The following is a 26,733-nucleotide window of genomic DNA, read 5'->3' on the forward strand; positions in this document are numbered from 1 at the left end:
CCGGTTCCGCGTTCTTCCCCCGTAGAGAAGGGGAGAAGACAAAATGGACCTTGTCCGTATCATCGTGGCCGTCATCCTGCCGCCGCTGGGGGTCTTCCTTCAGGTCGGCTTTGGCAAGCATTTCTGGCTGAACATCCTGCTGACGATTCTGGGGTACATCCCGGGCATCGTTCACGCCGTCTACATCATTGCGCGCAATGACAGCCCGCGTACCGCCTGAGTCCGTGCGCGAGTCCGTCGCCGAAATCGTCGCGAAGGACGGTCCGCGCCTGGCCGAACTGGACAAGCTGGCCGGTTTGCTGGACGCCCGGTTTCGGGTGCCGGTACTCGGCATCCGCCTCGGCTGGGACAGCCTGCTGGGCTTCGTGCCGGGTATCGGTGACGCCGCCACGCTGGCGCCTGCCGCCTGGCTGATCTGGCGCGCTCACCGAATGGGCGCGCGCCGCCGGACGCTGGCGCGGATGGCCGTCAACACCGGCATCGACACCGTGATCGGCGGCATCCCGGTCATCGGCGATCTCTTCGATATCGCGTTCAAGAGCAACCGCCGCAATGTCGACTTGCTGCGGCGCGAGCTGAAAAACTCTGCCTCGGTGCGGGCCACCTCGGCCGCGCACCGCTGGCAACCGCAGAACTTTACTGAGGGGCGGGCGCGCTAGGCCGCCCCTCTCACTCTGCCTGTGTAACGGGCAAAATACCCCGTAACTGCTGTTTATCCCGGCATTTCGCGCAGGGGGCGAGTCGCGCTAAGGCTTCGGCCTTGTGCGCGGACCGCGCTGCGCAGACCAGTTCCCGCCAATGGAAAAGCGGCCGCATGAAGCGGCCCTGGACGGGAGTCGAAACGTATGAATGGCGCGGATACCGCCTGGCTGATCGTGGCCACGGCGCTGGTTCTCTTTATGACATTGCCGGGGCTTGCCCTTTTCTACGGCGGGCTGGTGCGCTCGCGGAACGTGCTGAGCGTTCTGATGCAGACAATGTCGATCGCCTGCCTGATGTCGGTGCTCTGGCTGGTCGCGGGCTACTCGATCGCCTTCGGGCCGGGCGAGAGCGGGATTTTCGGAGGTTTCGGCAAGATGTTCCTTGCGGGCGTCGATGCCGAGACGCTTTCGGGCACGATCCCCGAGGTTCTTTTCTTCGCCTTCCAGATGACCTTCGCGATCATCACCCCTGCGCTGATCGTCGGCGCCTATGTCGAGCGGATCTCCTACGGGTTCGTGATGCTGTTCTCGGCGCTGTGGATGCTGCTGTGCTATGCGCCGGTCGCGCACTGGGTCTGGGGCGGCGGAATGCTGGCTGACGGCGGTATCCTGGGCGCGGAGGGCGTCAAGGACTTCGCGGGCGGCATCGTGGTGCACGAGACCGCCGGCCTTGCCGCGCTGGTCGTCGCGCTGGTGCTGGGCGCGCGCACAGACAAGTCGAAGCCGCCGCACAATCCGGGATACGTGATGGTCGGGGCCTCGATGCTCTGGGTCGGTTGGTTCGGCTTCAACGCCGGCTCGCAACTGGCCGCCGACGGCGGTGCCGCGATGGCGCTGGTCGTCACGCATATCTCGGCCGCCACCGCCTCGCTGTCCTGGGCGCTTTGGGAGCGGATCAAGTACGGCAAGGCGTCGATGGTGGGCCTGGTTACGGGCACGATCGCGGGTCTGGCCTCGATCACACCGGCCTCGGGTTTCGTCGGCCCGGTCGAGGCACTGATCATCGGCGCCGTGGCGGGCGTGCTTTGCCAGGAGTGCTGCCGGTTGGTGAAGGAGCTGCTGGTCATCGACGACACGCTCGACGTGTTCGCGGTGCACGGCGTCGGCGGCATCTTCGGGACGATCATGATCGGGATCTTCGGCGCGGGCAGCCTGTTCCCGCAGCTGGGCGCGCTGGCCGTCGTAGGCGTCTATACGCTGGTTGTCAGCTATGTGCTGGTGAAGCTGTGCGCGCTGGTCTTCCCGATCCGCGTCAGCGAAGAGGACGAGGTTATCGGCCTCGACCTGGCCTCGCATGGCGAACGGGCCTATGACGTGGTGTCCTGAGACCCGCCCCATCTAAGACGCCGCGGCACCGGAGATGGGCCGCGGCGTTTCTCATGGGAGACGCCTCGGGGAACGGACATGGCAGAGGTCCATAGGCGCGGGTAGGGCCTGCCTGAGGCGAACCGCGTGATGGTGCGAAGCTGAACGGCTTGCGGGGGTGAGATCACCTCTCGGGCCGGAGTAATAAGCGTCGGTTGCCCCATTGCGAGGCACCGACAGAACCGCGATGCGGACAAGCGAGTCGGAGGTCTGCAATTCGTAGCAGTGAAAGGCGCGCGACGCTCTTTTGTGACTGAACAGGAAACGGAATTGTGCGCCTGACCTGTACAGTTTCTAGGACGGCTCGACGACGTGTCCCAGTACTGCTGCTGATATGGCTGATGCACTACGACCACGAGAGCCGGACATAACATCCGGGCGTCGCGATGGTACGGACCCGCAGCCGCGGTCGGGCGCTGGTGGCTGTTCTGCCCCGTGTCCGACGACAAAAAAAGGCACCGCAGAGCGGTGCCGAACATGTTCGTCAATCTGTGCCCGGCTCAGGAGCCGGTGGTCGCTGCGGTCTTGACCGGTGCGGCCTTGCCGTCGTTCTTGAGCGGATCGTCGTTGCGCTGGACCGAGCCCTCGAAGTGGGCGCCGCTTTCAATGGCGATGGTCTTGTGCACGATGTCGCCTTCGACGCGGGCGGTCGAGGTCAGGCGGACCTTCAGGCCGCGGACGCGGCCGACGACGCGGCCGGTGACCACGACGTCATCGGCGACGACTTCGCCCTTCACGGTGGCGTTCTCGCCGACGGTCAGCAGGTGAGCGTGGATGTCGCCTTCGACCGAGCCTTCGATCTGGATGTCGCCGGTGGTCTTCAGGTGACCGGTCACGACCAGGTCCGAAGACAGCACCGAGGGCTGCGCCTTCGGCTTGGGCTGCGACGACGGGGCCGAACTGGCGGTCGACGGCGCCGAGGAGGGCGGCGAGGACGGCGGAGCGGACGGCTTTGCGGTCGTCGAAGTCATGGACTGGTCGTTCCCCTCGTTGGTCGGTTTGCTTTTAGAAAACATCTTGAGCAGCCTTTATGTAGGTCAGCGGGTTCACGGGAGAGCCGCCCAGCCGCACTTCGTAGTGCAGGTGGACACCCGTGCTTCTGCCCGTGGTACCCATATCGCCGATATGCTCGCCGCGGGCAATGCGATCGCCGACCTTGACGTGGATTTTGTTCAGATGCGCGTAGTAGGTTTCGAAGCCGTAGGCGTGCCGGACCTTGATCAGCTTACCGAACCCGCTCTGCCAGCCGGCATGCACGACAACGCCGTCGGCGGTCGCCTCGATATGGGTGCCGCGAGGGCCGGCAAGGTCGATGCCGTTGTGCGCCCGGCGACCGCCGGTCTTGGGGTCGCGGCGGCTGCCGAAGCCGCTGGTGAAACGGTGTGCCTGACGGACCGGCATCGCGAACGGGATCTGCTGTGCGGCGATCCGCATCATGTTGACCCGGTCCATGTCGGTCATCAGGGCAGCGAGGCGGGCGTTCATCTCGGGCGCGTCGCTGGTGCCGACGCTGGCGGGGATGATCATCTCGGGACCGCCCACGCCGCTATAGTCGACCGAGACCTTCCGCAGGATGCTGTCGACGTCGAGGCCGACACGTTCGAACATGGACTCGAGCGGCTTGAACGAAACCTGCACAGCGTCCTCGAGCGTGGCGATCATGCGCTCCTGCCGCTCGGCGTTGATCTCCATCTTCAGTTCCATGGCGGCGATCTGCGCCTGGAGCCGGGTCAGGTCTTCCTTCTGGCCGTCACGCTCGCGCACGGCGGTGTGCAGGACGTCCGACATCGCATCGAGCACGACCTGCATCTCGCCGGCCTGCTCGGCGTCGGCGCCCAGGTCCTCGCGGATCGAGGCGAGACGGGCCGTCAGAGCGGCAGTCTTCTCGGTGGCGGTGTCACGGGCGGCAACGGCGGCGACGAGCTTGCCGCGCATGGCATCAAGCTCGGCGCGGAGCTCTTCCTCGGCGCTGAGGCTGGCCCGCAGTTCGGTCTGCTGCTCGAGGATCCGGCCCAGCGCCGCGTCGAGTTTCGCCGTGGCGTCGGCAGCGCGTGCGGTCGCCGCAGCGAGGCGCTTGTCGAGAAGATCGATCCGCTCGCCATAGGCCTGTTCGACCATGCCGACTTCGACACCTTGTCCGGTGTCGCCAAGGCTGGAGACCAGGAAGCCGGCCGTCGCGGTCAGGGTCCAGCCCATGCCAAGCGCGGCAGCGGCGGCAAGCGCCGTCATCCGCGCCCGGGTCAGGCGGATCTCGCGGGATCCGCAGGGCGTTTCGATGAGAATTCGGTGAGAGCGCGTTTCGACGTCGGTCGCGGGGGTTTCAGCCGCCATCGTGTATGAAACTTCCGTTCGTTGCTTCTTGCGGGTCCACACCTGCCAGCGGGCCCGGTTGCCTGTTCCAAGGTGCTTAACGGTGACGTGGCCTTGAAGCAACGCCCGGACAGGAAGTGCTGGACAGTGTCGGCGAAATCCCGCTCACGGTCTCGTGTAGAGGTGGGAGGGAACCGAAGGGGCGGCTAGGTCCCGGCACCTTCTGCCAGCGGCCAGTAGAAGTCCGGCGGAAGCCCGGCCTCGGCGCGCTTCTCGGTGTTGAATGGCGGCTTGAGCGCGCCGTGGAAGTAGCGCCGAACCAGCGCGTGGAACCGGTCCTTCGGATCGTGCTCGTGCCGGCCGCAAAGAAAGTGGAACCACTTCGAGCCATAGGCGACGTGGCCAACTTCTTCCTCGTAGATCACGTTCAGTGCGGCGACCGTTTCCGTGTCACCGGCCTTCTCGAAGAGCGCGATCATGCCGGGCGTCACGTCCAACCCACGCGCCTCGAGCACCATCGGCACGACGGCGAGACGGGCCTCGAGATCATCGGCGGTGTCCGTGGCTGCCTGCCACATGCCGGCGTGGGCGGGCAGGGCGCCGTAGTGGCTGCCCTGGGCCTCGAGCCGGTTTGCGAGCAGGTTGAAGTGCTTCGACTCCTCGTCCGCAGCCTTCACCCAGTCGTCGTAGAAGCCGGGGGGCATCGGAACGTGTGCGAAACGGGCGATGATGTCCCAGTGCAAATCGACGGCGTTAAGCTCGATATGCGCGATGGCATGAAGGATCGCGCGCCGCCCCGGACCGGTGTTGGGGCGCCTGCGCGGAACGTCGCGCGGGTCCAGAAGCTCAGGTTTTTCAGGCCGTGCGGGCATGTCCGGCGGGCTGGCCGAGCCCAGTGGCACCGGCGTGCTGGCGGCACGGCCTTCGAACCAGCGTGCGGCCAGCCGGCGCGAGAGTGCGGTCTTGTCGCGCGCGTTCGCGGTGGTCAGGACGGCGACGGCAGCCTCGGCCAGCGAAGCGCAGTCGGTTGCAGCGGGGCCGGTGGTCACAGGGCCTTGACCGCCTCGAGCACCTCTTCGACGTGACCCGGCACCTTTACCTTCCGCCACTCGCGCACGATGCGGCCCTCGGCGTCGATCAGGAAGGTCGAGCGTTCGATCCCGAAGTACGTCTTGCCGTACATGCTCTTTTCCTTCCAGACGCCCATGCGCTCGCAAAGGTCGCTATTCTCATCCGAGAGCAGAGGGATGCCGAGTTCATGCTTCGCGACGAACTTGTCGTGCTTGGCGACCGGATCCTTGGAGACGCCGACGACCTCGGCTCCGGCAGCGCGGAACTGGTCGAGCATGCCGGTGAAGGCGATCGCCTGCTTGGTGCAGCCGCTGGTGTCGTCGCGGGGGTAGAAATACAGCACAAGCGCCTTTCCGGCGAAATCCGAGAGCGACATGGTTTCGCCGCCATCGCGGGGCAGGGTGAATTCAGGCGCGGGATCGCCGACGTTTGGTTGAGTCATGTCTGAACCCTTTGGCTTGGTACCGTCTGTTGACACTGTTATGTTACGTGATCCGCGCCCGGCAAGGGTGAGGGCAGGTCAAAGGCGCCGGAATCGGCGCCGGGCCACGTAGAAACGGGTGGGCGCGCCGCAGAAGCTGCGCCATGGACGGACCGCGAGGGACATCGCTTGAAGGCGAAGCGACTGCAGGACAACCAGGCCGTGCCATCGGTGCGCGCGCGCAATTGTGCGCGCCGTGGTCCGGGCGCTGCCTTCTGCAGTTTCTGCATCCGCGAGTGCTGTTCGGTCCTGACCAAGGCGGTCACTGCGCTGATTATCCTTGCGGTCGCGGCCATGATGATCTTGCAGGACGGCAAATTCTCGCTGGCGCGGATCGCACCGCAGCTGGGGGAATGGGCCAGCGGCCGGCTTGGCGGCGAGGGCAGGATCGAGGTTGGTGACGTCTCGCTGAGCCTGGGTGAAGGTGAGGGGCCAGCGGGCCTAACGCTGTCGAATGTGCGCATCGGCGGGTTGGCCAATGGCGGCCAGGTCGTCGTTCCGCGGATCGCCACCGGGTTCTCGATGATGGACAGTCTTCAGGGGCGGATCCGGCCGAAATCGTTGGAGCTGAACGGGATCGACCTGACCCTCGCTCGCGACGCCCAAGGCGTCCTGCGCCTCGGCGCGGCGGGCGATGAAACCCCGCTGCAGGTCTGGCCGCCGGTCGGCAGCGGCGACGAGCTGGCGCAGCTGACCGCGTTCCTGCGCGAGGCGACGCGCGGCGATGGACCGCTAATGCTGGATGCGCTGGAGAACGTCAGCTTCGAGGATGTCGCGCTGCGCTTCGGCGATCAGCGCAATGGCGAGGTTTGGCAGGCTGACAACGCAGGCGCACGCTTGCTGCGCGACGGCGATATCTACAGCGGCTCGGTCAATGCAGTGCTGACGCAGGACGGGCGCGCGCCGCTCCCGGTGCAGGCCTCTGTGACGCGCAACGATCGGATCGGCGAGACCCGCTACCAGATCCGGTTCCAGGACGCGCGCCCCTCGGACCTGGCCGAGCAGGTCGAGGTGCTGGCCTGGCTGGCGCTGGTCGATGCACCCGTAAGCGGCGCGCTCGCTGCCGAAATCCACGACGATGGCGGGCTTCTGTCACTGTCGGGACACCTGAGAATGGAGCAGGGTGCGGTGACGCCGATGCCGGGCCGCACAATCGCGTTCGCGGGGGCCGACACCTATTTCACTTACGATGCGGAGCGCGACGCTTTCGAGGTCAGCGGGCTTCGGGTCGACACGATGTATGGCGCCTTGGGCACCCGCGGCGATGTGATGCTGGGACGCGATGCCGAGGGCGCGATAGAGACGCTGACGGCGCAGCTGGACCTGACGGACCTCAGCCTGCGCGCCAATGCCGGCGAGGGCGAAGCGCTGACCTTCTCGCAGGGGAGCGCGCTGGCGCGGGTCTCTCTCGATCCGTTCCGGGTCGATCTGGGTCAGGTGGATCTCCGTGAGGGGCCGCTGAGGGCAGAGCTTTCGGGGCATGTCGCCGCGCGTCCCGACCGTTGGCAGGTCTCGATCGACGCGCGCGCCGAGGAGCTGACCGCCGGACAGATCATGGCCGGGTGGCCCGCAGCGCTGGAGCCGAAGCTGCGCCAGTGGCTCCAGGAGCGTATCGAGGGGGGGATGATGACCCGCGCCGATGCGTTCATTCGCGCCGATGGCGGCAGGCCGAAGCTGGGGCTCGATTTCCAGTTCCGCGAGGCGCGCGGACAGATCCTCGATCACATGCCGCCGCTGGTCGATGCGGCCGGGCGCGGGCAACTGGTCGGCACGCGCTTCGACCTGATGCTGGAAAAAGGCGTGACCGGGCCTGGGGCGGGTTCGGGCGTCGACCTGGCAGGCAGCCGGTTCACAGTGGCGGACACGCGGCCGAAGCCCTCGACCGGGACGGTGGCGCTGAAGGCCGAGGGGGCGATCCCGGATATCCTTGCGCTGATCGACAATCCGCCACTCCGTCTGCTGTCTCGCGCCGGACGGACACCAGACCTGGCGTCGGGGCAAGCGGTGGCCGAGGCCGAGCTCGAGTTGCCGCTGATGCGGCGCATCAAGGCGGAGCAGGTGAAAGTCGCGGCGCGCGCGGTTCTGACGGACGTGGCCTCTGACAGCCTGATCGAGGACAAGACGCTGACCGCCGAGCGGCTGGAGCTTACCGCCGATACCGAGAACATGCGGCTTGCCGGGCCCGTGGAGTTGTCGGACGTACCGATGGAAATTGCCTTCGCGCGCGGCTTCGGGCCCGACGCGGCCCCTCCGACCGTCACGGGCACGTTGGACGTCACGCCCACCGCTGTCGCCGGGCTCGGCATAGATCTGCCGCGCGGCACTCTGGATGGGCGCGGGACGGGCACGTTCAGCCTGACCCTGCCGGAGGGGACGGCGCCGACCTTCGATGTCGATGTGGCACTTTCGGGCGCGACCGTTCGGGTGCCGGCGCTCGGCTGGCAGAAATCGGCGGGCTCAGGCGGCACACTGCGGCTCTCCGGGGCGCTGACCAAGCCGGTGCGCGTGGATCGGATCGCGCTCGACGGGCCGGGGCTGAGCCTTGCCGGACGGCTGAACCTGACCCAATCGGGCCTTGCCGGGGCCGAGCTGAGCCGGCTCAGTCTTGGCAACTGGCTGGATGCACCTGTGCGCTGGTCGGCGGCGAATGGCGGCCGGGTCACGATCGGTGGAGGCCGGGTCGATCTGCGGGCGGGATTGCCGCCTTCGGCCAGCGGCACGGGGCCAGTGCTGGAGCTGTCGGGAACCGAGGTGGTCGTCTCGGACGCGATCCGGCTGACAGGCTTCCAGGGGCAGATCGCCTCGGGGCGTGCGGGCGCGGATCGGTTCAGTGGACGGGTAAACGGGCAGGTCCCGATCTCGGGCGTGATCGGCGATGACGGCCAGATCTACCTGCAGAGCGCCGAGGGCGAGGGCGGCGCGATCCTTCGCGCGGCCGGGCTGAACAGGAACGTGAAGGGCGGCACGCTCCGGGTTTCGGTGGCGCCCAATCCGGGCGGGCCGATGCGGGGAACGTTCTCGCTTCAGAACGCGACGCTGATCAATGCGCCGGTCATGGCGCAGATGCTGTCCGACATCAGCGTGATCGGACTGGCCGAGCGGCTGTCGAGTTCCGGGATCAACTTCCGCGACGCTCAGGGCAAGTTTACAATCGACGGCAGCCGGATCTACATCCAGCAGGCGCGGGCCGTGGGGAGCAGTCTCGGGATCACGCTCGACGGGATCTACGATACCCGCGCCGATGCGCTCGACCTCGTTGGGGTCGTCTCGCCGATTTATGCGCTCAACGGGATCGTGCAGCGCGTGCAGGGGATCGGTCGGCTGCTGGGCGGCCGGCCGGGCGAGGGGTTGCTGGGCGCGAATTTTCGGGTTACGGGCCGCGCGTCCGCGCCTCAGGTGGCGGTCAATCCGCTGTCGCTGCTGACACCCGGCGCGGCGCGGGAGATTTTCCAGAGCCGCTCCCGGAACGCACCCGGGGGCTGAACCCCGAGGGATGCGCCGATGGCCGAGCTGACGCTCGACGATTTCGACTTCGACCTGCCCGAGCGGCTGATCGCGCTGCGCCCGGTGAAACCGCGTCCGGCGTCCCGCATGCTGCTGGCGCAGGGCGACGCGATTGCGGATCGCCATGTGCGCGATCTGGCCGAGATCCTGCGCCCAGGTGATCTGCTGGTCTTCAATGACACCCGCGTGCTGCCCGCCCGCCTGCGCGGCGTGCGAAAACGCGACAGCGCGCACGGTTCGGGAGAGGCCCGGATCGAGGTGACTTTGGCCACCGCGCGGCCCGACGGGACCTGGACGGTGCTGGCCAAGCCCGCCAAGCGGCTCGCCGCGGGCGATGAGATCCGCTTCGACGGTTCCTTGAGCGCCGAGGTGCTGGACCGGGAAGGCGGCGAGGTGCATTTGCGCTTCGATGCCGAGGGCGACGCATTCGACGCGGCGCTTCAGCGGCTCGGCGAAATGCCGCTGCCGCCCTACATCGCCGGCAAGCGCGCGGCGGATGCGCAGGACCTCGAGGATTACCAGACGGTTTTTGCCAGGGTGCCGGGGGCGGTCGCGGCGCCGACGGCCTCGCTGCATTTCGACGAGGATCTGCTGGAGCGTCTGAAGGCAGCCGGTGTCGGCAGTACCCATGTCACGCTGCACGTGGGGGCGGGGACGTTTCTGCCGGTGACGGTCGACAACATTGCGAACCACAAGATGCACGCCGAATGGGGCGAAGTGACCGAAGCTGCCGCGCAGGCCATCGCCGAGGCCCGCGCGAAGGGCGGTCGGGTGATCCCGGTCGGTACAACTGCGCTGCGCCTGATCGAGTCGGCAGCCCGCGAGACCGGTGCCATCGCCCCTTTCCGGGGCGAGACCGACATCTTCATCCGGCCCGGTTTCGAGTTCCGGGTGGCGGACGGGCTGATGACGAATTTCCACCTGCCGCGCTCGACGCTGATGATGCTGGTCTCCGCGCTGATGGGGGTGGAGCGGATCCGCGCGATCTACTCCCACGCCATCACGAACGACTACCGCTTCTTCTCGTACGGCGACTCGTCGCTACTTCTGCCCGAGGGCTGAAAACGACGGTTGAAGTCGCTGGCAGCCTTGATAGGCGTCGGCGGGGGATTCACACAAGGACACGAGTAACCGGAGGCGCTGATGCTTGCCGTGCTGACCAATGCCTGGGCGCTGCTGTTCGGGCTCTTGCTGCTGATGATCGGGAACGGGCTGCAAGGCACGTTGCTTGGTGTGCGCGGCTCGCTGGAAGGGTTTTCGGCGGGCACGATGTCGCTTGTGATGTCGGCCTACTTCCTCGGCATGCTGATCGGCAGCCGGGTCAGCGGCAACCTGATCCGGCGGGTAGGGCACGTGCGGGTGTTCGCGGCGCTGGCCTCGCTGATCTCGGCGGGCTTCATCCTTTACGCGGCGATCCCGCATCCGATCAGCTGGGGCATCATGCGGCTGATGGTCGGCTTCTGTTTCGCCGGGGTCTACATCGTCTCGGAAAGCTGGCTGAACGAGAGCGCGACCAACGAGACGCGCGGCCAGGCGCTGTCGATGTATGTCATGGTGCAGATGGTCGGCGTGATCTCGGCGCAGCTGCTGCTGAACGTCGCGGACCCGACGGGCTACACGCTGTTCGTGGTGATCTCGGTGCTGGTTTCGGTGTCGGTCGCGCCGATCCTGCTGTCGGCGACGCCCGCGCCCGTGTTCGAGGCTGCCAAGCCAATGTCGCTGAAACAGCTCTACGAGGCATCGCCGCTGGGTATGGTCGGCATGTTCGCGCTCGGTGGGGTACTGTCGGCGATTTTCGGCATGTCGGCGATCTTCGCGACCGAGGCCGGGTTCTCGGCTGCCGAGACCTCGATTTTCGTCGCGCTGATCTACGCGGGCGGTCTGATCCTGCAGTATCCCATAGGCTGGCTGTCGGACCGCATGGACCGGCGCGTACTGATCGCCGGCTCGACTGCGCTCGGGGCGGCGGTGGTGTTCGGCTCGATCCCGCTGCTCGACAGTTTCACCGTCGTCTGTATCGCTGGCTTCATCGTCGGCGGCGTGGCGAACCCGCTCTATGCGCTGCTGATCGCCTATACCAACGACTTTCTCGAGCACGAGGACATGGCCGCCGCCTCGGGCGGGCTTATGTTCGCGAACGGTCTGGGCGCGATCTCCGGGCCCATCCTGATCGGTGTGCTGATGGATCAGTTCGGCACCTGGACTTTCTTCGGGTTTACCGGAGCGTTGATGGCGGCGATCGCGGCCTATGCGGTCTACCGGATGTCCAAGCGCGCGGCGCCGTCGGCGGACGAGACCTCGACCTACGTGCCGGTGCTGTCGCAGGCCTCGGCGGTGGCGGTCGAGATCGCACAGGAATACGCGGCCGAGTTGGCGCTGGAGGATGAGGAGACCGAGGCCGACGAACTCGCGCGCGAAAAGGCGGAGGTTGGTGCCTGATCCCGGTTGCCAAGCTTCGAGCGTGCGTGTTTCATGGCCGTCATGACAGACGCGCTCGCTCCCGAAACGGCCCGCGAAATCCTGCAGTTCTGGCTTGAGGAAGTCGGAGAGGCGGGGTGGTACAAGGCTGACGACGCAGTGGATGCGGCAATTGTGGAGCGGTTTCTCCCCGCGTGGGAGGCGGTGCACCACGCCGGGGCCGCGCCATGGATGGACGATGCCGAAGGCGCGCTCGCCTCGCTGATCCTCATGGACCAGTTTCCGCGCAACATGTTCCGCGGCGATCCGCGCAGCTTCGCCACCGACGGACCGGCCCGGGCCTGCGCGGCGGCGGCGATCAGTTGGAACTACGACCGCGAGACGCCGGTGCCCCAGCGCCAGTTCTTCTATCTGCCCTACGAGCATTCCGAGGACCCACTGGACCAGGCCCGAGGCGTCGAGCTGATCCGTAACCGCATGGGCGAGGGCGAGACTTTGGTGCACGCGTTGGTCCACCAGGAGATCATCGCCCGGTTCGGCCGGTTTCCGTATCGCAACGCCGCCCTGGGGCGCGAAACGACGCCCGAGGAGCAGGCATTTCTGGACGGCGAGGGGTACGCGGGCATCCTGCGTGAGTTGCAGAAGTCATAGCGGCTTTGACCTCGCGCGCATGGCCATGCGCGCAGGGATCGTTTAGGGTTAAGCAAATTCCTGGGGAAGGAGCGATACATGGCCGATACTGAATTCGATGTCGTCGTGATCGGCGCTGGTCCCGGCGGCTACGTTGCCGCCATCCGCGCGGCGCAGCTGGGGCTGAAGGCCGCCGTGATCGAGCGCGAGCACTATGGCGGCATCTGCCTGAACTGGGGCTGTATCCCCACCAAGGCCATGCTGCGCTCCTCGGAGGTGTTCCACTTGATGGAGCGCGCCAAGGAGTTCGGCCTCAAGGCGGACGGCATCGGCTACGACATCGACGCGGTGGTGAAGCGCTCTCGCGGCGTCGCAAAGCAGCTCAGCTCGGGCGTGGCGCATCTTCTGAAGAAGAACAAGGTGACCGCGATCATGGGCGAGGCGACCGTTCCCGCCAAGGGCAAGGTCTCGGTCAAGACCGACAAGGGCACCGAAGAGCTGAAGGCGAAGAACATCGTCCTCGCGACCGGTGCGCGGGCGCGCGAGTTGCCGGGGCTGGAGCCGGACGGCAAGCGGGTGTGGAACTACAAGCATGCGCTTCAGCCGCCGCACATGCCCAAGAAGCTGCTGGTGATCGGCTCGGGCGCGATCGGGATCGAGTTCGCCAGTTTCTACAACACTCTGGGCGCCGAGACGACCGTGGTCGAGGTTATGGACCGCATCCTGCCGGTCGAGGACGCCGAGATCTCGGGCTTTGCCAAGAAGCAGTTCGCCAAGCAGGGCATGAAGATCCTCGAGAAGGCGACGGTCAAACAACTGGACCGCTCGTCCGACAAGGTCGTCGCGCATGTCGAGGCCGGCGGCAAGGTTGAGAAGATCGAGGTCGACACGGTGATTTCCGCCGTCGGTATCGTCGGCAACACGGAAGGCCTGGGGCTGGAGAAACTCGGGGTAAAGGTCGACCGCACCCATGTGGTGGTCGACGAGTACTGCCGCACGGGCGTTGAAGGCGTCTATGCCATCGGAGATCTCGCCGGTGCGCCCTGGCTTGCCCACAAGGCCAGCCACGAAGGCGTCATGGTCGCCGAGCTGATCGCCGGCAAGAACGATGTCCACCCGGTTCGCCCCGAGGCCATCGCCGGATGCACCTACTGCCAGCCGCAGGTGGCGAGCATCGGCTACACCGAGGCGAAGGCCAAGGAATTGGGTTTCGACGTCAAGGTCGGCCACTTCCCGTTCATCGGCAACGGGAAGGCCATCGCTTTGGGCGAACCCGAGGGCATGGTGAAGACGATCTTCGACGCCAAGACCGGCGAGCTTCTTGGCGCGCACATGGTCGGCGCCGAGGTGACCGAGCTGATCCAGGGCTACGTCGTCGGCCGCCAGCTGGAGACGACGGAGGAGGACCTGATGGCCACCGTCTTCCCGCACCCGACGCTGTCCGAGATGATGCACGAAAGTGTGCTCGACGCCTACGGCCGCGCGATCCACTTCTGACCGCGCGCTCCTGACCGAAGAACGGCCGGAGGAGACTCCGGCCGTTTTTCTTTTTCCCGGTTCGTCAGAGGTTTGCCGACGATCTGCTGATCCGGCAAGATGGCGGGCATGGTCCTGAGTATCCTGTCTGCACTCGGCGGTATCGGCCTGTTCCTGGTCGGCATGATGATGCTGACCGATGGGCTGAAAGCATTGGCCGGTCATCGGCTGCGCAATGTGCTGGCGGGGTTCACATCGACGCCTTTCTCGGGCGCGGTCACCGGTGCGTTGACCACGGCGGCGATCCAGTCCTCGAGCGCGACCACCGTCGCGGCAGTCGGGTTCGTGGCCTCGGGGCTTCTGACATTTCCACAGGCGCTGGGAGTGATCTTCGGCGCGAACATCGGCACAACGCTAACCGGTTGGCTTGTGGCGCTGCTCGGCTTCAAGCTGGACCTGGGGCAGGTGGTCATGCCGCTGGTTTTCATAGGCGCACTGATGAAGCTCTCTGGCCGGCGGCGGCTCTCGGTGATCGGGCAGGCGCTGGCGGGGTTCAGCCTGATCTTTGTCGGGATCGAACAGCTCAAGCTGGGGCTGGATGCGTTTGGCGGCGTGATCACGCCCGAGGATTTCCCGCCCGATACGCTCTTCGGGCGGTTCAAGCTGGTGTTGCTTGGAATCGTCATCACTCTGATCACGCAGTCCTCGAGTGCGGGCGTCGCGACTGCGCTTGCGGCGCTGAGTGCGGGGGCGCTGAACTTCCAGCAGGCTGCCGCGCTGGTGATCGGCATGGACGTGGGCACGACGTTCACCGCGGCGCTTGCGACCTTGGGTGGCGGTACAATGGCAAAGCGCACGGGATATGCGCATGTGATCTACAATGTGCTGACCGGAATGATGGCCTTCTTCCTTCTGGGGCCGTTCAGCGTGGCGGTTTCGGGCTGGGTCGAAAATGGAGATCCGTTGACCGCGTTGGTCGCATTTCACAGCAGTTTCAATTTCCTGGGGGTCATTCTTATCCTTCCGTTCGCGCGACAGTTCGCGCGATTGGTCGAGGCGCTAGTGCCCGAGCGCGGGGATATCCTGACCCGGTCGCTCGACGAAATGATGCTGCGCGATCCCGAAGCCGCCACGGCCGCGGCCCGTACCGCCGTCGAGCGGTTGGCGAAAGCGGTCGTCACGCATTTGCGCGGGGTCATCGGCGCTTCCGGTGTCGATCAGGAAACGCTCCGTGCCGAAAGCCTCGAACGGGCGCTGGCCGACACGCGTGACTACCTCGGCCGGATCGTCGTGCCCGAGGGCGACAGCGCGTCGATGCGGCAGATCACCGGCATGTTCCACATCCTCGATCATCTCGGCCGGCTGCTCTATCGCTGTTCACAGCACGAGCGGATTGCCGAACTCGCGCGCGACAGGCGGCTCAAACGCCTGACAGGGGTCCTGATCTCGGTGACCGGGCACGAGGCCGCAGCGACCGACGGGCAGGCCTGCGAGAACCTGCTGGATCGAACGCGCGGCTTCTTCCGCCGTCAGCGGGAGGTGCAGAGGGGCAGGCTGATCGCCGATGCGGCGGACGATACGATCCCGGACGAGGTGGTGTGGCTAAGGCTCGACGCCGCCCGCTGGCTGCACCGTGTTGCCTATCACCTCTGGCGAATACGCCTGCACCTGAACGCGTTGACCGCGCCTGAGGTGATCGCTGTGCCGTCGTTGGAGGAAGCCCGTGTGGATGTTCGGCAGGATTAGGCTCTGGTGGCGCGGCAGTCCGGCGCGGCGCTGCGGGCGGTCCTGTTCTCCCAAATGTCGAGTTCGGGCGCGAAGTGGGCTTCCAGCCGGGACCGGGCGGCGCGGGACATGCGGGCCCAGCGGCGCGGAGAGCTGTTATGGCGCTCGATCTTGACCGGCTTGCCCAGGCGGACTTCGAGAAAGTCGGCGAATAGGCCCATGTCCTCGAACCGGTAGACGATGTCCACCAACAGCTTGCCTTCCGCGTCGCAAAGGAAGCTTTGCGGCCGGTGAAGGCCCAGGTAGGGACGCTCCTCGCCGGCGGCGAACTCCTCGGCAAACTGTTCGAAGCTGATGCCCTTGGTCGACACGTGCGGCTCCCACTCGGCCGGTTTCGAGCGATAGCGCCACCAACTTTCCAGCCAGTCGACCGGATGCCGAAGCTGGCAGACGGTATCGACATGTTCGATGCCGCTTTCGTCCAGCCACGGCCGGATGAACCGTTCGAAATGGTGCGCGGGCATATGGGTGGCGCGGTGATGGCGCGTGAACATGACGTGGCAATGCCTGCGGATCGCGTTTTCGACCGAGGTCGATCCGGTCTTTGTCATCGCCAGATAAGCAAACCGGCCGTCGATGTTCAAAAGCACGCCTGCACCTCTTCGGTCTTTTCCGCAGCACCGCTCCGGGTGCCTTCACGCTTTGTTAAACCAGAGCCGGGAAAGTTGGGACAGAGTTAAAATAAACTTGCAATGTTCCGGTTTTGTCTCCATGTTCGCGAGAACAAGAGGCGAACAGAGCGGCGTTCGGCCCCCGATTGCAGGGGGGTGCGAGACGTGAAATAAGAGGTCCGATCCCAATGGCAACTTCTCTCTTCGACGTGAAAGAAAAGCGCAGCATAGACAAGGAAAAGGCGCTGGAATCGGCGCTGAGTCAGATCGAGCGGAGCTTCGGCAAAGGCTCGATCATGAAGCTCGGCGGCGACAATCCGGTGGCCGACATCGAAGCGACCTCGACGGGCTCGCTTGGATTGGATATCGCTCTGGGCATCGGCGGTCTGCCGAAGGGCCGGATCATCGAGGTTTACGGGCCGGAAAGCTCGGGCAAGACCACGCTCGCGCTGCACGTGATCGCGGAAGAGCAGAAGAAGGGCGGCGTCTGCGCCTTCGTCGACGCCGAACATGCGCTCGATCCGCAGTACGCCAAGAGGCTCGGCGTCGATCTGAACGAGATGCTGATCTCGCAGCCCGACGCCGGCGAGCAGGCGCTGGAAATCACCGAGACGCTGGTGCGCTCGGGTGCGGTCTCGGTCGTTGTGGTCGATTCGGTCGCTGCGCTGACGCCGAAGTCCGAGCTTGAGGGCGACATGGGCGACCATCAGGTCGGTGCCCAGGCCCGCCTGATGAGCCAGGCGATGCGCAAGCTGACCGGTGCGATCAGCCGCTCGAACTGCATGGTGATCTTCATCAACCAGATCCGCATGAAGATCGGCGTCATGTTCGGCTCTCCCGAGACCACCTCGGGCGGGAACGCGCTGAAGTTCTATGCCTCGGTCCGGCTGGACATCCGCCGCATCAGCTCGATCAAGGATCGGGACGAGACGGTGGGCAACCAGACCCGCGTCAAGGTCGTGAAGAACAAGGTCGCGCCGCCGTTCAAGCAGGTCGAGTTCGACATCATGTACGGCGAGGGTATCTCGAAGATGGGCGAGCTGATCGACCTCGGCGTAAAGGCCGGCGTGGTCGAGAAGTCAGGTTCCTGGTATTCGTTCGGCGACGAGCGGATCGGGCAGGGTCGTGAGAACGCCAAGACCTTCCTGAAGGAAAACCCGGATATCGCCACGACGATCGAGGACAAGATCCGTGCCGCGCACGGGCTGGACTTCGATGCGTCGCCCGACGCAGAGGACGTGCTGGAGGACTGACCCTCCGGCACGTTGTGCGGGGCTTGTGGACAGCCCCGCCTATCCAAGCTAACACCGCTCCTTGACGATGGGCGCGCCGCGCGCGGCGCGCCTTTGACCGAGGAGTGCCATGACCAGCCTGAACGACATCCGCTCCACCTTCCTGGAGCATTTCCGGGCCGCCGACCACGAAGTCGTGCCCAGTGCGCCGCTAGTTCCGCGCAACGACCCGACGCTGATGTTCGTGAACTCGGGCATGGTGCCGTTCAAGAACCTCTTCACCGGCGTCGAGAGCCGCGACTACACGCGTGCCACCAGTTGCCAGAAATGCGTGCGCGCCGGCGGCAAGCACAACGACCTAGACAACGTGGGCTACACAGCGCGCCACCACACATTCTTTGAGATGCTGGGGAACTTCAGCTTCGGCGACTATTTCAAGGAAGCGGCGATCCCCCACGCCTGGGACGTGATCACCAAGGACTTCGGCATTCCGAAGGACAAGCTCTACGTCACGGTCTACCACACCGACGACGAGGCTGCACAGATCTGGAAGAAATACGCCGGTCTGCCGGACGAGCGGATCATCCGCATCGCGACCGACGACAATTTCTGGATGATGGGGCCGACCGGTCCCTGCGGCCCGTCCTCCGAGATCTTCTATGACCATGGCGAGCACATATGGGGCGGACCTCCGGGAAGCCCGGAAGAGGATGGCGACCGGTTCATCGAGATCTGGAACCTGGTCTTCATGCAGTACGAGCAGTTCGAGGATGGTACGCGCAAGCCGCTGCCCAAGCCCTCGATCGATACCGGCATGGGGTTGGAGCGCATGGGTGCGACGCTCATGGGCAGCCATGACAACTATGCCACCGATGTGTTCCGCGACCTGATCGAGGCAAGCGCGAACCTGACTTCGGTCGATCCTTACGGCCCGCAGAACGTGCACCACCGTGTGATCGCGGATCACCTGCGCTCGTCGTCCTTCCTGATCGCCGACGGCGTGCTGCCCTCGAACGAGGGGCGCGGCTATGTCCTGCGCCGGATCATGCGCCGCGCCATGCGCCATGCGCACCTGCTCGGCGCGCAGGATCCGATCATGTACAAGCTGGTGCCGGTGCTGCTGCGGCAGATGGGCCAAGCCTATCCGGAACTGGTCCGTGCGCAGAAGCTGGTCGAGGAGTCGCTGCTGCTGGAAGAGACCCGCTTCAAGCAGACGCTCGACCGCGGCCTGAGCTTGCTGGATGCGGAACTGGAGCAGCTGGAAGAAGGCCAGCCGTTGCCCGGTGCCTCTGCGTTCAAGCTCTACGACACCTACGGCTTCCCGCTGGATCTGACGCAGGATGCGCTGCGCGAGCGCGGCCGCGAGGTCGACGTGGCCGGTTTCGATGCCGCCATGGCCGAGCAGAAGGCCAAGGCGCGCGCCGCCTGGGCCGGTTCGGGCGAGGAAGCTGACGCCAGCGTCTGGTTCGACATCGCCGACAAGAACGGCTCGACCGAGTTCCTGGGCTATGACACCGAGGCCGCCGAGGGGCAGATCCTTGCGGTGGTCAAGAGCGGTGCACCGGTCGAGACCGCCGCGAAGGGCGACACGGTCGAGGTCGTGCTGAACCAGACCCCGTTCTATGCCGAGTCGGGCGGTCAGGTCGGCGATACCGGTGAGATCCGGACCGAGGATGGCCGAGTGCGGATCACCGACACCCGTAAGACCGCCGGAATTTTCCGGCACATCGGCGAGGTGGTCGAGGGCACGCTGAAGACCGGCGAGCCGGCGGAACTGGAAGTGGATCACAGCCGGCGCACGGCGATCCGGGCCAACCACTCGGCGACGCACCTGCTGCACGAGGCGCTGCGGCGCCGTCTGGGCGATCACGTCGCGCAGCGCGGCTCGCTCAATGCGCCGGACCGGCTGCGCTTCGACTTCAGCCACCAGAAGGCGCTGAGCCCCGAGGAGTTCTCGGCGGTCGAGGCCGAGGTGAATGCGTTCATCCGCCAGAACACCGCGGTAGAGACGCGGATCATGGATCCGGACAGCGCGCGCGGGATCGGGGCGCAGGCCCTGTTCGGCGAGAAATACGGCGACGAGGTGCGCGTGGTCTCGATGGGGACCGATGCGGGCTCGGGCAAGGGCGTCGACGGCAAGACCTATTCGATCGAGCTGTGCGGCGGCACCCATGTCGAGCGCACCGGCGATATCGGCCTGTTCGCGCTGGTCTCGGAAAGCGCGTCTGCTGCCGGTGTGCGCCGGATCGAGGCGGTGACCGGGCCAGATGCGCAGCGGCTGCTGCGCGAGCGTGACGTGACACTGTCGGCGGTGGAAGGCGTGCTCAAGACCGGCGGCGAGGATGTCGTCGCGCGGGTCAAGGCGCTGATGGACGAGCGCCGCGCGCTGCAGGGCGAGGTAGCCGAGCTGCGCCGCAAGCTGGCGCTTGGCGGTGGTGGCAGCGAAGGCCCGCAGGCCGAGGAAGTTGCGGGCGTGAAATTCCTGGCCCAGGCCCTGACCGGCGTTTCGGGCAAGGACCTGCGCGGGCTGATCGACGAGCAGAAAAGCCGTCTGGGCTCGGGCGCGGTGCTGCTGCTGGCCGATACCGGCGGCAAGGCCGCGATTGCTGCGGGCGTGACCGAGGACCTGACCGGCCGGATTTCGGCGGTGGACCTGGTCCGCGCGGCGGCGGAAGCCATGGGCGGCAAGGGCGGCGGTGGCCGTCCCGACATGGCGCAGGGGGGCGGGCCCGATCCGTCGAAAGCGGACGACGCGATCCGCGCCGCCCGCGCAGTTCTGGAGGCCTGAGCATGGCTGCCTACATCATCGGCCGGATCGACGTGCACGATCTCGACGAATACAAGAAATACGCGGTCCAGACGGTGGCGCTGGCCGAGGAGCATGGCGGCCGGTTCCTGGTGAAGGGCGGCGAGATGACCCAGGTCGAGGGCTCTGGTCCGGGTCGGCACGTCGTGATCGAGTTTCCCGACCGCGCGACCGCCGAGACGTTCTACAATTCCGACGCTTACCAGAAGATCCTGCCGATCGCGCTTGGCGCGGCCAAGCGGGACCTGGTGATCGTGGAAGGGGCCTGACATGCCGGCGCTGTGGATCGCGCATGTCGATGTTAAGGATGCCGAGGCCTACGGCCGCTACGCCAAGGTCGCGAGCGAGGTGATCCCGGCACATGGCGGGAAGTTCATCGCCCGCGCCGGGCGCTATGTGCAGCTCGAGGGCCGGGATTTCCCGCGCAATGTCGTGGCCTGGTTCCCGACGCTCGAAGCCGCGCAGGGCTGCTACGAGTCCGCGGAATACCAGGCTGTGGTCGGGATTGCAGGCGATGCCGCCGAGCGGCAGCTGGTGATCGTCGAAACCGACGAATAGCGCCCGGTGCCCGCCGGGGGATGCCTCCGGCGGGGATATTTTCGGAACGTGGAAGCTGGGCGCGTCATTCCGCGGGCGTGTCCTCGGTCCGGGCGGCGCGGTTGGCGCGGGCGCGGTCCAGTTCCTCTTTCGAGGGGACGGCCGGACGGACGTGGCGGAAGTACTCGCGGATCAGCGCGAGGCGCATCGCGACACTGTCCTTGCCGGTCTTCATCTGCGCCAGCGTCATCTTGCGCCGTCGCACCACGATCCGGGCAATGCGGTAGTCGAAGCGGCGCTTGCGTGCGAGGTATTCGGGCGGCACGCGTTTCTTGAGGAAGCCCCAGATCCGGTAAAGCTGCATGAAGGCAATGGTACGGAACACCAGTTTCTGTACCGACTTCCAGATTATCGTGCCGAAGGCCGTGGCACCGGCGATGATCCAGAACGGCAGCTGGACCGAGAAGACCAGCAGCCAGAGGCTCATCGAGCTGATGGCAAGCGCCAGCGTCGCGAACATCACGATCAGGATGCTGATGATCTTCACCGCGAGGGGCAGTTCCTTGTACCAGTCCATCATCGCGGCGTAGCGGGTCTTTGCGGACTCCTTGAAGGTCGCGAAGAACCCCGCGATGCGGCGCTGGTTCGCCGCGCCGATCAGCATCGGAACCAGCGATTTCATGAACCAGCGCTTGCCGATCTCGACCCGCGCGAAATTGATGCCCTGCGCCTTGAGCCAGATGAAGGCGCCCTTTGTGGTGACGGTGAAAAGCTTCGCCAGAACGATCTTTGCCTGGCTGATCATCATGCCGAGCGCGGCCAGCACCTCGGCGCCGAACATGTAGCTGAGCGCCACCGAGGCGGAGGCGACAAGCCCGAGCAATATCAGTGCGCGCAGCAGCATGAACCATCCGTCGTTGCCGCGGCCCGGTGGCCGCGTCGGGGCGACTTTTGCGCCTCAAGATGGGCGACAGGATGGCACGGTGCGTGGTGCGCTGTCAGTGGCGGGCGGCACTCGAGAAGAGCTGTATGACCACAATGCCGCACAGGATCATCGCCATGCCGAGGATCGCGGGCAGGTCCAGCCGCTGGCCGAAGACCACGCGCCCGATGCCGGCGATCAGCAGGATGCCGAGGCCCGACCAGATCGCGTAGGCCACGCCTACCGGAATCGTGCGCAGAACCAGCGACAGCAGGTAGAACGACAGCCCATAGCCGATCACCACAAGAACCGAGGGCAGGGGCCTCGTGAACTGCTGGCTGGCTTGCAGGGCAGAGGTGCCGATGGTCTCGGCCATGACGGCGAGGACAAGAAGGACATAGGGCATGGGCGGGCCTCAGGTGGCGATGTAGCGGTCGCGGCGGTGGTTTATCGCGATCACGAGGTTCAGCACCACCGCACCGAGCAGAGAGTAGAGGACAATGCCGGGCGGAAACAGGAAGGCGGCGATGGAGAAAAGCACCAGATCAAAGGCGAGCTGCGTGTAACCCGCCTTGAAGCCGGTCGTATCCTGCAGGAGCAGCGCGACAACCCCGACGCCGCCGAGCGAGCCTCCGTGCCGGAACAGCCCCAGCAGGCCGAGGCCCGCCAGTACCCCGAAGATCACGGCCCCGAGGGCAGGTGCGACCTGATCCAGAACGAAACCGTGCGGCAGCAGTTCGGTAGACACCGAGAGCAGGGTGACGGAGGCCAGCGATTTCGCCGTGAAGACCGGGCCGAGGCGCTTCCACGCCAGCCAGTAGAAGGGCAGGTTCACCGTGAAGAAGACGGCCCCGAAGCTCCATCCGGTGAGGTAGGAGATCACCACCGCGAGTCCCGCAGTCTGGCCGGTGAAAAGCCCGAGAAAGGTCAGGATGTGGATACCAAGCGCGCAGCAGAGCACGCCAATGGCAATGCCCTGGATATCGTCCAGCGTACTGTGTTCGACCTTCTCGACCATGGTTCCGCTATGGCCGAGGTTGACGCTGACGGCAAGGGAAACAGGGAACGAAAAGGGGCGGCCCGTGCGGACCGCCCCCGAAGTGCCCGAATGTCAGGCAGAACTCAGCCGGCGAGGGCCTTGTTCAGGTTCTCGTCGATCTTCTCGAGGAAGCCCATGGTGGTCAGCCACTTCTGGTCGGGGCCGACCAGCAGCGCCAGATCCTTGGTCATGTCGCCCGACTCGACGGTCTGCACGATGACCTTCTCCAGCGTCGCGGCGAAGTTGCCCAGCGCCTCGTTCCCGTCCAGCTTGGCGCGGTGCTTCAGGCCGCCGGTCCAGGCGAAGATCGAGGCAATAGAGTTGGTCGAGGTTTCCTTGCCCGCCTGGTGCTGACGGTAGTGGCGCGTCACGGTGCCGTGGGCCGCCTCGGCCTCGACGATCTTCCCGTCCGGGGTCATCAGCTGCGAGGTCATCAGGCCCAGCGAGCCGAAGCCCTGTGCGACGGTGTCCGACTGCACGTCGCCGTCGTAGTTCTTGCACGCCCAGACGTAGCCGCCGGACCATTTCATCGCCGCGGCGACCATGTCGTCGATCAGGCGGTGCTCGTAGGTTAGGCCGCGCTTCTCGAACTCGTCCTTGAACTCGGCGTCGTAGATTTCCTGGAAGATGTCCTTGAAGCGGCCGTCATAGGCCTTGAGGATCGTGTTCTTCGTCGACAGGTAGACCGGGTAGTTGCGGGCGAGGCCATAGTTCATCGAGGCGCGCGCGAAGTCGCGGATCGAGTCGTCGAGGTTGTACATGGCCATGGTGACGCCCGAACCCGGGGCCTGGAAGACCTCGTGTTCGATGGTCTCGCCGTCGTCGCCGACGAACTTGATCGACAGCTTGCCGGCGCCGGGGAATTTGAAGTCGGTGGCGCGGTACTGGTCGCCGAAGGCGTGACGGCCGACGATGATCGGCTGGGTCCAGCCCGGCACCAGGCGCGGCACGTTCGAGCAGATGATAGGCTCGCGGAAGATGACGCCGCCCAGGATGTTGCGGATCGTGCCGTTGGGCGAGCGGTACATGCGCTTGAGGCCGAACTCTTCGACGCGGGCCTCGTCAGGGGTGATGGTGGCGCATTTCACGCCGACGCCGACTTCCTTGATCTTGTTGGCCGCATCGACCGTGATCTGGTCGTCGGTGCGGTCGCGCTCCTCGATGCCCAGATCGTAGTAAAGCAGGTCGATGTCGAGATAGGGCAGGATCAGCTTGTCCTTGATGAACTGCCAGATGATCCGGGTCATCTCGTCGCCGTCGAGCTCGACGACGGGGTTCTCCACCTTGATCTTGGTCATGTCGGTCCTCGTTGAAAAAGGGATTCGTCGGCGCCGGTATAGGCGAAAGCGCGGCGTAGGGAAAGCCCGGTATACGCAGGTATACCGGAAATGCCTTTACTTCGCCGGAAGCGCCGTCACGAAGTCCAGCGCCAGGCGCAGCACCGACTCGAGCCGGTCGTCCTCGAACAGATCGCCGTCCGCCTCGACCATGCCGCCCATCGGACGCCCGGTGAAGGCCATTTCGCGGACGCCCTCGATCCTCAGGGCCTCGGCGTGGCGGTCCTTGCCGACCCGGAACATCGCGCCGCCCTTGTGCACACCACAGAGCATGTTGCCCTGAAGCATGAAGCAGAGCCCGCCGAACATGCGTTTCTCCTCGACGCCCTGGAAGCCGTCCAGGCGGTCCCGCAGGATCTGCGCGCTTTCCTCGCTGTAGGCCATGAGCCTCCCCCGTTGTCTCGCGTCAGCCTAGCACAGTGGGTGCGGCTTGCGTGACCGCCTGCGATGGCTTAGGGCCAGCGGCGGAACGGAGAGGGACGGATGTCGGGAACGGATCACGGTCAGGGTGCGGAATGGGGCGGTCCCCAGCCGGTCATGGTGCTGGTGCGCCCCCAGATGGGCGAGAACATCGGCGGCGCCGCGCGCGCGATGTGGAACTTCGGTCTCGAGCACATGCGCCTTGTCGAGCCGCGCGACGGCTGGCCGAACCCGGCGGCGGTGGCGATGGCCACGGGCGCGGCGCGGGTGCTGGATGGGGTGCGGGTGGATGCCGACACAGACGCAGCGATCGCCGATCTGAACTACGTCTACGCCACGACCGCGCGGCCGCGTGATCTGACCAAGGCAGTCTTCACGCCCGAAGAGGCGATGCGCGACGCGCGCGCCCGGATTGCCGAGGGGCAGCGGGTCGGCGTTCTCTTCGGCGCCGAGCGCGCAGGGCTGGAGAATGCCGACGTAATCCGCGCGAACGCGGTCATCACCGTGCCGGTGAACCCGGCCTTCGCCTCGCTGAACCTGGCGCAGTGCGTGCTGCTGACCTCTTACGAGTGGCGGCGGTCGGGGGATGCGAGCCTGCCGGACCGCCCGGAAAAGGCGCGGCCCGCTACCCGCGAAGAAATCACGCGCATGGTGGACGAGCTGTCCGTTCGGCTCGACGCGCGCAATTTCTTCTGGCCCGAGCACAAGCGGCAAAGCCTCGAGGACAACCTGCGGAACCTGTTCCTGCGCATGGATCTGACCGATCCGGACGTGCGGACGCTCTACGGCGTGTTCCGGACGCTGGCGGACAAGAAACCCCGCGACTGACCGCAGGTCAGGAGACTGCGCAGTTCTGTCCGCTTGCCTGCCCCCGTCCCCCGGCTTATGTCCGGATCAGACGAGGAGCCCGGAATGAGCCAGAAACGCAGCATATTTCAGGAAGTCGAGACCCGCGAAGAGGCGGCACCGGCGCCGCGCCGCGCAGACCCGCGCGAGGGCGCGCGGAGCGCGATCCGGGCCTGGCTGATGGTTCTCTTCGGACTGGTCGTGGTGATGATCGCCGTGGGCGGCCTGACCCGGCTGACCGACAGCGGCCTGTCGATTACCGAATGGGCACCGATCACCGGGGCGATCCCGCCGCTGAGCGGCGCCGACTGGCTGGCCGAGTTCGACAAATACCGACAGATCCCCGAGTTCGAACTGGTCAACAGCGAGATGACGCTGGAGGAGTTCAAGTTCATCTATTGGTGGGAATGGGGCCACCGCCAGCTGGGCCGCGTGATCGGCCTGGTCTGGGCCGCGGGGTTCCTGTGGTTCCTGCTGCGCGGCCGTATTCCCTCGGGCTGGACGCCGCGGCTGTTTGGCCTCGGCCTGCTGGGCGGCCTGCAGGGCGCGATCGGCTGGTGGATGGTGTCCTCGGGCCTCGGCGGCGAGATGGTGGACGTGGCCTCCTACCGGCTGGCGACGCATCTGGGCCTTGCATTCCTGATCCTCGGGCTGATCGCCTGGTACGCGTTTGAGCTGTCGCAGAGCCAGATGGCGCTGATACAGGCCCGGCGGCGACGCGAGGCGGGGCTTGCCGCCTTTGCCGGCGTTCTTGCGGCGCTGGTCTTCGGCCAGATCGTGATCGGCGCGCTTGTCGCCGGGATCGACGCGGGCCGGACCTATATCGACTGGCCGCTGATGAACGGTCAGGTGCTGCCGCCCGAACCGTGGATGTTCGAGCCCGCGTGGCGGAACTTCTTCGAAAACGCGGGCCTCGTGCAGTTCGTGCACCGGATGTGGGCCTATGCGCTGCTGGTCGTCGCCGTGGTGCTGTGGCAGCGCGCGCGCCGCTCGCCGATCATGGCGGTGCGGCGAGGGATCGACTGGGCCTCGGTGGCGCTGTTCGCGCAGGTGGTGCTTGGGATCGTGACGCTGATCCACGCCTCGCCCTGGCAGATCGCGATCCTGCACCAGCTTGGCGCGGTTCTGGTCTTTGTCACCGTGCTGCGCGCGCGGTTTCTGGCGATGTATCCGCCCGAGCAGAGGATCGCCCGTGGATAAGTCGCTCCCCCGATTGAAGCTTGAGCCGGACGAACTTCTGGC

25 protein-coding genes are annotated in these 26,733 nt (G+C 66.0%); 15 read left to right on the forward strand and 10 right to left on the reverse strand.

Annotated elements, in window-relative coordinates; translation table 11 throughout:
- Window positions 1–43: 43 nt before the first annotated feature.
- The 3 genes from ACW9UR_RS12155 to ACW9UR_RS12165 all read left to right on the forward strand — a co-directional run bounded on the left by ACW9UR_RS12155 (window position 44) and on the right by ACW9UR_RS12165 (window position 2,027).
- Window positions 44–220: a YqaE/Pmp3 family membrane protein gene (locus ACW9UR_RS12155; protein WP_458917257.1), complete on the forward strand. Its 177-nt coding sequence runs from the start codon at window positions 44–46 to the stop codon at window positions 218–220.
- Window positions 221–224: 4 nt separating this feature from the next.
- Window positions 225–659, forward strand: coding sequence for a DUF4112 domain-containing protein (locus tag ACW9UR_RS12160; protein WP_458917258.1), 435 nt, complete (start codon window positions 225–227; stop codon window positions 657–659).
- A 186-nt stretch (window positions 660–845) separates the two neighbouring features.
- Window positions 846–2,027: an ammonium transporter gene (locus ACW9UR_RS12165; protein WP_458917259.1), complete on the forward strand. Its 1,182-nt coding sequence runs from the start codon at window positions 846–848 to the stop codon at window positions 2,025–2,027.
- 539 nt (window positions 2,028–2,566) lie between these two features.
- Here ACW9UR_RS12165 and ACW9UR_RS12170 read toward each other — a convergent pair.
- From ACW9UR_RS12170 to bcp, 4 genes are all read right to left on the reverse strand, one after another.
- The gene (locus ACW9UR_RS12170) at window positions 2,567–3,082 is read right to left on the reverse strand and encodes a bactofilin family protein (RefSeq protein ID WP_458917260.1); all 516 of its coding nucleotides are present in this window, start codon (window positions 3,080–3,082) and stop codon (window positions 2,567–2,569) included.
- Window positions 3,072–4,397, reverse strand: a complete 1,326-nt coding sequence (locus ACW9UR_RS12175; protein ID WP_458917261.1) for a DUF5930 domain-containing protein — start codon at window positions 4,395–4,397, stop codon at window positions 3,072–3,074. Before ACW9UR_RS12175 ends, ACW9UR_RS12170 begins: the two co-directional genes overlap by 11 nt.
- Before the next feature lie 185 nt (window positions 4,398–4,582).
- Window positions 4,583–5,425: a ferritin-like domain-containing protein gene (locus ACW9UR_RS12180; protein WP_458917262.1), complete on the reverse strand. Its 843-nt coding sequence runs from the start codon at window positions 5,423–5,425 to the stop codon at window positions 4,583–4,585.
- Entirely contained in the window at window positions 5,422–5,889 is a 468-nt protein-coding gene (gene bcp, locus ACW9UR_RS12185) for a thioredoxin-dependent thiol peroxidase (protein WP_458917263.1), read from the reverse strand. The genes ACW9UR_RS12180 and bcp overlap by 4 nt, the downstream gene beginning before the upstream one ends.
- A gap of 168 nt (window positions 5,890–6,057) precedes the next feature.
- Here bcp and ACW9UR_RS12190 point away from each other — a divergent pair, with 168 nt between their 5' ends.
- The 6 genes from ACW9UR_RS12190 to ACW9UR_RS12215 all read left to right on the forward strand — a co-directional run bounded on the left by ACW9UR_RS12190 (window position 6,058) and on the right by ACW9UR_RS12215 (window position 15,702).
- Window positions 6,058–9,411 (forward strand): hypothetical protein, encoded by a 3,354-nt coding sequence (locus ACW9UR_RS12190; protein WP_458917264.1) that lies wholly within the window; start codon window positions 6,058–6,060, stop codon window positions 9,409–9,411.
- Between the two features lie 27 nt (window positions 9,412–9,438).
- On the forward strand, window positions 9,439–10,494 hold the full coding sequence (gene queA / locus ACW9UR_RS12195) for a tRNA preQ1(34) S-adenosylmethionine ribosyltransferase-isomerase QueA (protein WP_458917788.1): 1,056 nt from the start codon (window positions 9,439–9,441) through the stop codon (window positions 10,492–10,494).
- Between the two features lie 81 nt (window positions 10,495–10,575).
- A complete protein-coding gene (locus tag ACW9UR_RS12200; RefSeq protein WP_458917265.1) occupies window positions 10,576–11,871 on the forward strand; it encodes an MFS transporter in 1,296 nt (431 codons plus the stop codon).
- A 33-nt stretch (window positions 11,872–11,904) separates the two neighbouring features.
- Window positions 11,905–12,501: a DUF924 family protein gene (locus ACW9UR_RS12205; protein WP_458917266.1), complete on the forward strand. Its 597-nt coding sequence runs from the start codon at window positions 11,905–11,907 to the stop codon at window positions 12,499–12,501.
- Window positions 12,502–12,579: 78 nt separating this feature from the next.
- Window positions 12,580–13,977 (forward strand): dihydrolipoyl dehydrogenase, encoded by a 1,398-nt coding sequence (gene lpdA, locus ACW9UR_RS12210; RefSeq protein ID WP_458917267.1) that lies wholly within the window; start codon window positions 12,580–12,582, stop codon window positions 13,975–13,977.
- 108 nt (window positions 13,978–14,085) lie between these two features.
- Window positions 14,086–15,702 carry a Na/Pi cotransporter family protein gene (locus ACW9UR_RS12215; RefSeq protein WP_458917268.1) on the forward strand — a complete coding sequence of 539 codons (1,617 nt, stop codon included), beginning with the start codon at window positions 14,086–14,088 and terminating at the stop codon, window positions 15,700–15,702.
- Here ACW9UR_RS12215 and ACW9UR_RS12220 read toward each other — a convergent pair.
- Window positions 15,699–16,331: a hypothetical protein gene (locus tag ACW9UR_RS12220; RefSeq protein WP_458917269.1), complete on the reverse strand. Its 633-nt coding sequence runs from the start codon at window positions 16,329–16,331 to the stop codon at window positions 15,699–15,701. The genes ACW9UR_RS12215 and ACW9UR_RS12220 overlap by 4 nt on opposite strands.
- Before the next feature lie 209 nt (window positions 16,332–16,540).
- On the opposite strand from ACW9UR_RS12220, the gene recA reads away from it, so the two are divergent.
- From recA to ACW9UR_RS12240, 4 genes are all read left to right on the forward strand, one after another.
- Window positions 16,541–17,605, forward strand: coding sequence for a recombinase RecA (gene recA / locus ACW9UR_RS12225; protein WP_458917270.1), 1,065 nt, complete (start codon window positions 16,541–16,543; stop codon window positions 17,603–17,605).
- A 109-nt stretch (window positions 17,606–17,714) separates the two neighbouring features.
- Window positions 17,715–20,372, forward strand: a complete 2,658-nt coding sequence (alaS, locus tag ACW9UR_RS12230) for an alanine--tRNA ligase (RefSeq protein WP_458917271.1) — start codon at window positions 17,715–17,717, stop codon at window positions 20,370–20,372.
- A 2-nt stretch (window positions 20,373–20,374) separates the two neighbouring features.
- On the forward strand, window positions 20,375–20,659 hold the full coding sequence (locus ACW9UR_RS12235) for a DUF1330 domain-containing protein (protein ID WP_458917272.1): 285 nt from the start codon (window positions 20,375–20,377) through the stop codon (window positions 20,657–20,659).
- Between the two features lies 1 nt (window position 20,660).
- Window positions 20,661–20,948 carry a DUF1330 domain-containing protein gene (locus tag ACW9UR_RS12240; RefSeq protein WP_458917273.1) on the forward strand — a complete coding sequence of 96 codons (288 nt, stop codon included), beginning with the start codon at window positions 20,661–20,663 and terminating at the stop codon, window positions 20,946–20,948.
- A gap of 64 nt (window positions 20,949–21,012) precedes the next feature.
- On the opposite strand, the gene ACW9UR_RS12245 is transcribed toward ACW9UR_RS12240, so the two are convergent.
- The 5 genes from ACW9UR_RS12245 to ACW9UR_RS12265 all read right to left on the reverse strand — a co-directional run bounded on the left by ACW9UR_RS12245 (window position 21,013) and on the right by ACW9UR_RS12265 (window position 24,609).
- Window positions 21,013–21,831, reverse strand: a complete 819-nt coding sequence (locus ACW9UR_RS12245) for a hypothetical protein (RefSeq protein ID WP_458917274.1) — start codon at window positions 21,829–21,831, stop codon at window positions 21,013–21,015.
- 94 nt (window positions 21,832–21,925) lie between these two features.
- Window positions 21,926–22,255, reverse strand: a complete 330-nt coding sequence (locus ACW9UR_RS12250; protein ID WP_458917275.1) for a DMT family transporter — start codon at window positions 22,253–22,255, stop codon at window positions 21,926–21,928.
- A gap of 9 nt (window positions 22,256–22,264) precedes the next feature.
- Window positions 22,265–22,867, reverse strand: coding sequence for a YitT family protein (locus ACW9UR_RS12255; protein WP_458917276.1), 603 nt, complete (start codon window positions 22,865–22,867; stop codon window positions 22,265–22,267).
- 104 nt (window positions 22,868–22,971) lie between these two features.
- A complete protein-coding gene (locus tag ACW9UR_RS12260; protein ID WP_458917277.1) occupies window positions 22,972–24,186 on the reverse strand; it encodes an NADP-dependent isocitrate dehydrogenase in 1,215 nt (404 codons plus the stop codon).
- A 96-nt stretch (window positions 24,187–24,282) separates the two neighbouring features.
- A complete protein-coding gene (locus ACW9UR_RS12265) occupies window positions 24,283–24,609 on the reverse strand; it encodes a TfoX/Sxy family protein (RefSeq protein WP_458917278.1) in 327 nt (108 codons plus the stop codon).
- A gap of 99 nt (window positions 24,610–24,708) precedes the next feature.
- Between ACW9UR_RS12265 and ACW9UR_RS12270 the strand changes: the two genes are divergently transcribed.
- Window positions 24,709–25,473, forward strand: a complete 765-nt coding sequence (locus ACW9UR_RS12270) for an RNA methyltransferase (RefSeq protein ID WP_458917279.1) — start codon at window positions 24,709–24,711, stop codon at window positions 25,471–25,473.
- Between the two features lie 84 nt (window positions 25,474–25,557).
- Window positions 25,558–26,691: a heme A synthase gene (ctaA, locus tag ACW9UR_RS12275; protein ID WP_458917280.1), complete on the forward strand. Its 1,134-nt coding sequence runs from the start codon at window positions 25,558–25,560 to the stop codon at window positions 26,689–26,691.
- Window positions 26,692–26,733 lie beyond the last annotated feature (42 nt).

Source organism: Halovulum sp. GXIMD14794 (genome assembly GCF_054457455.1).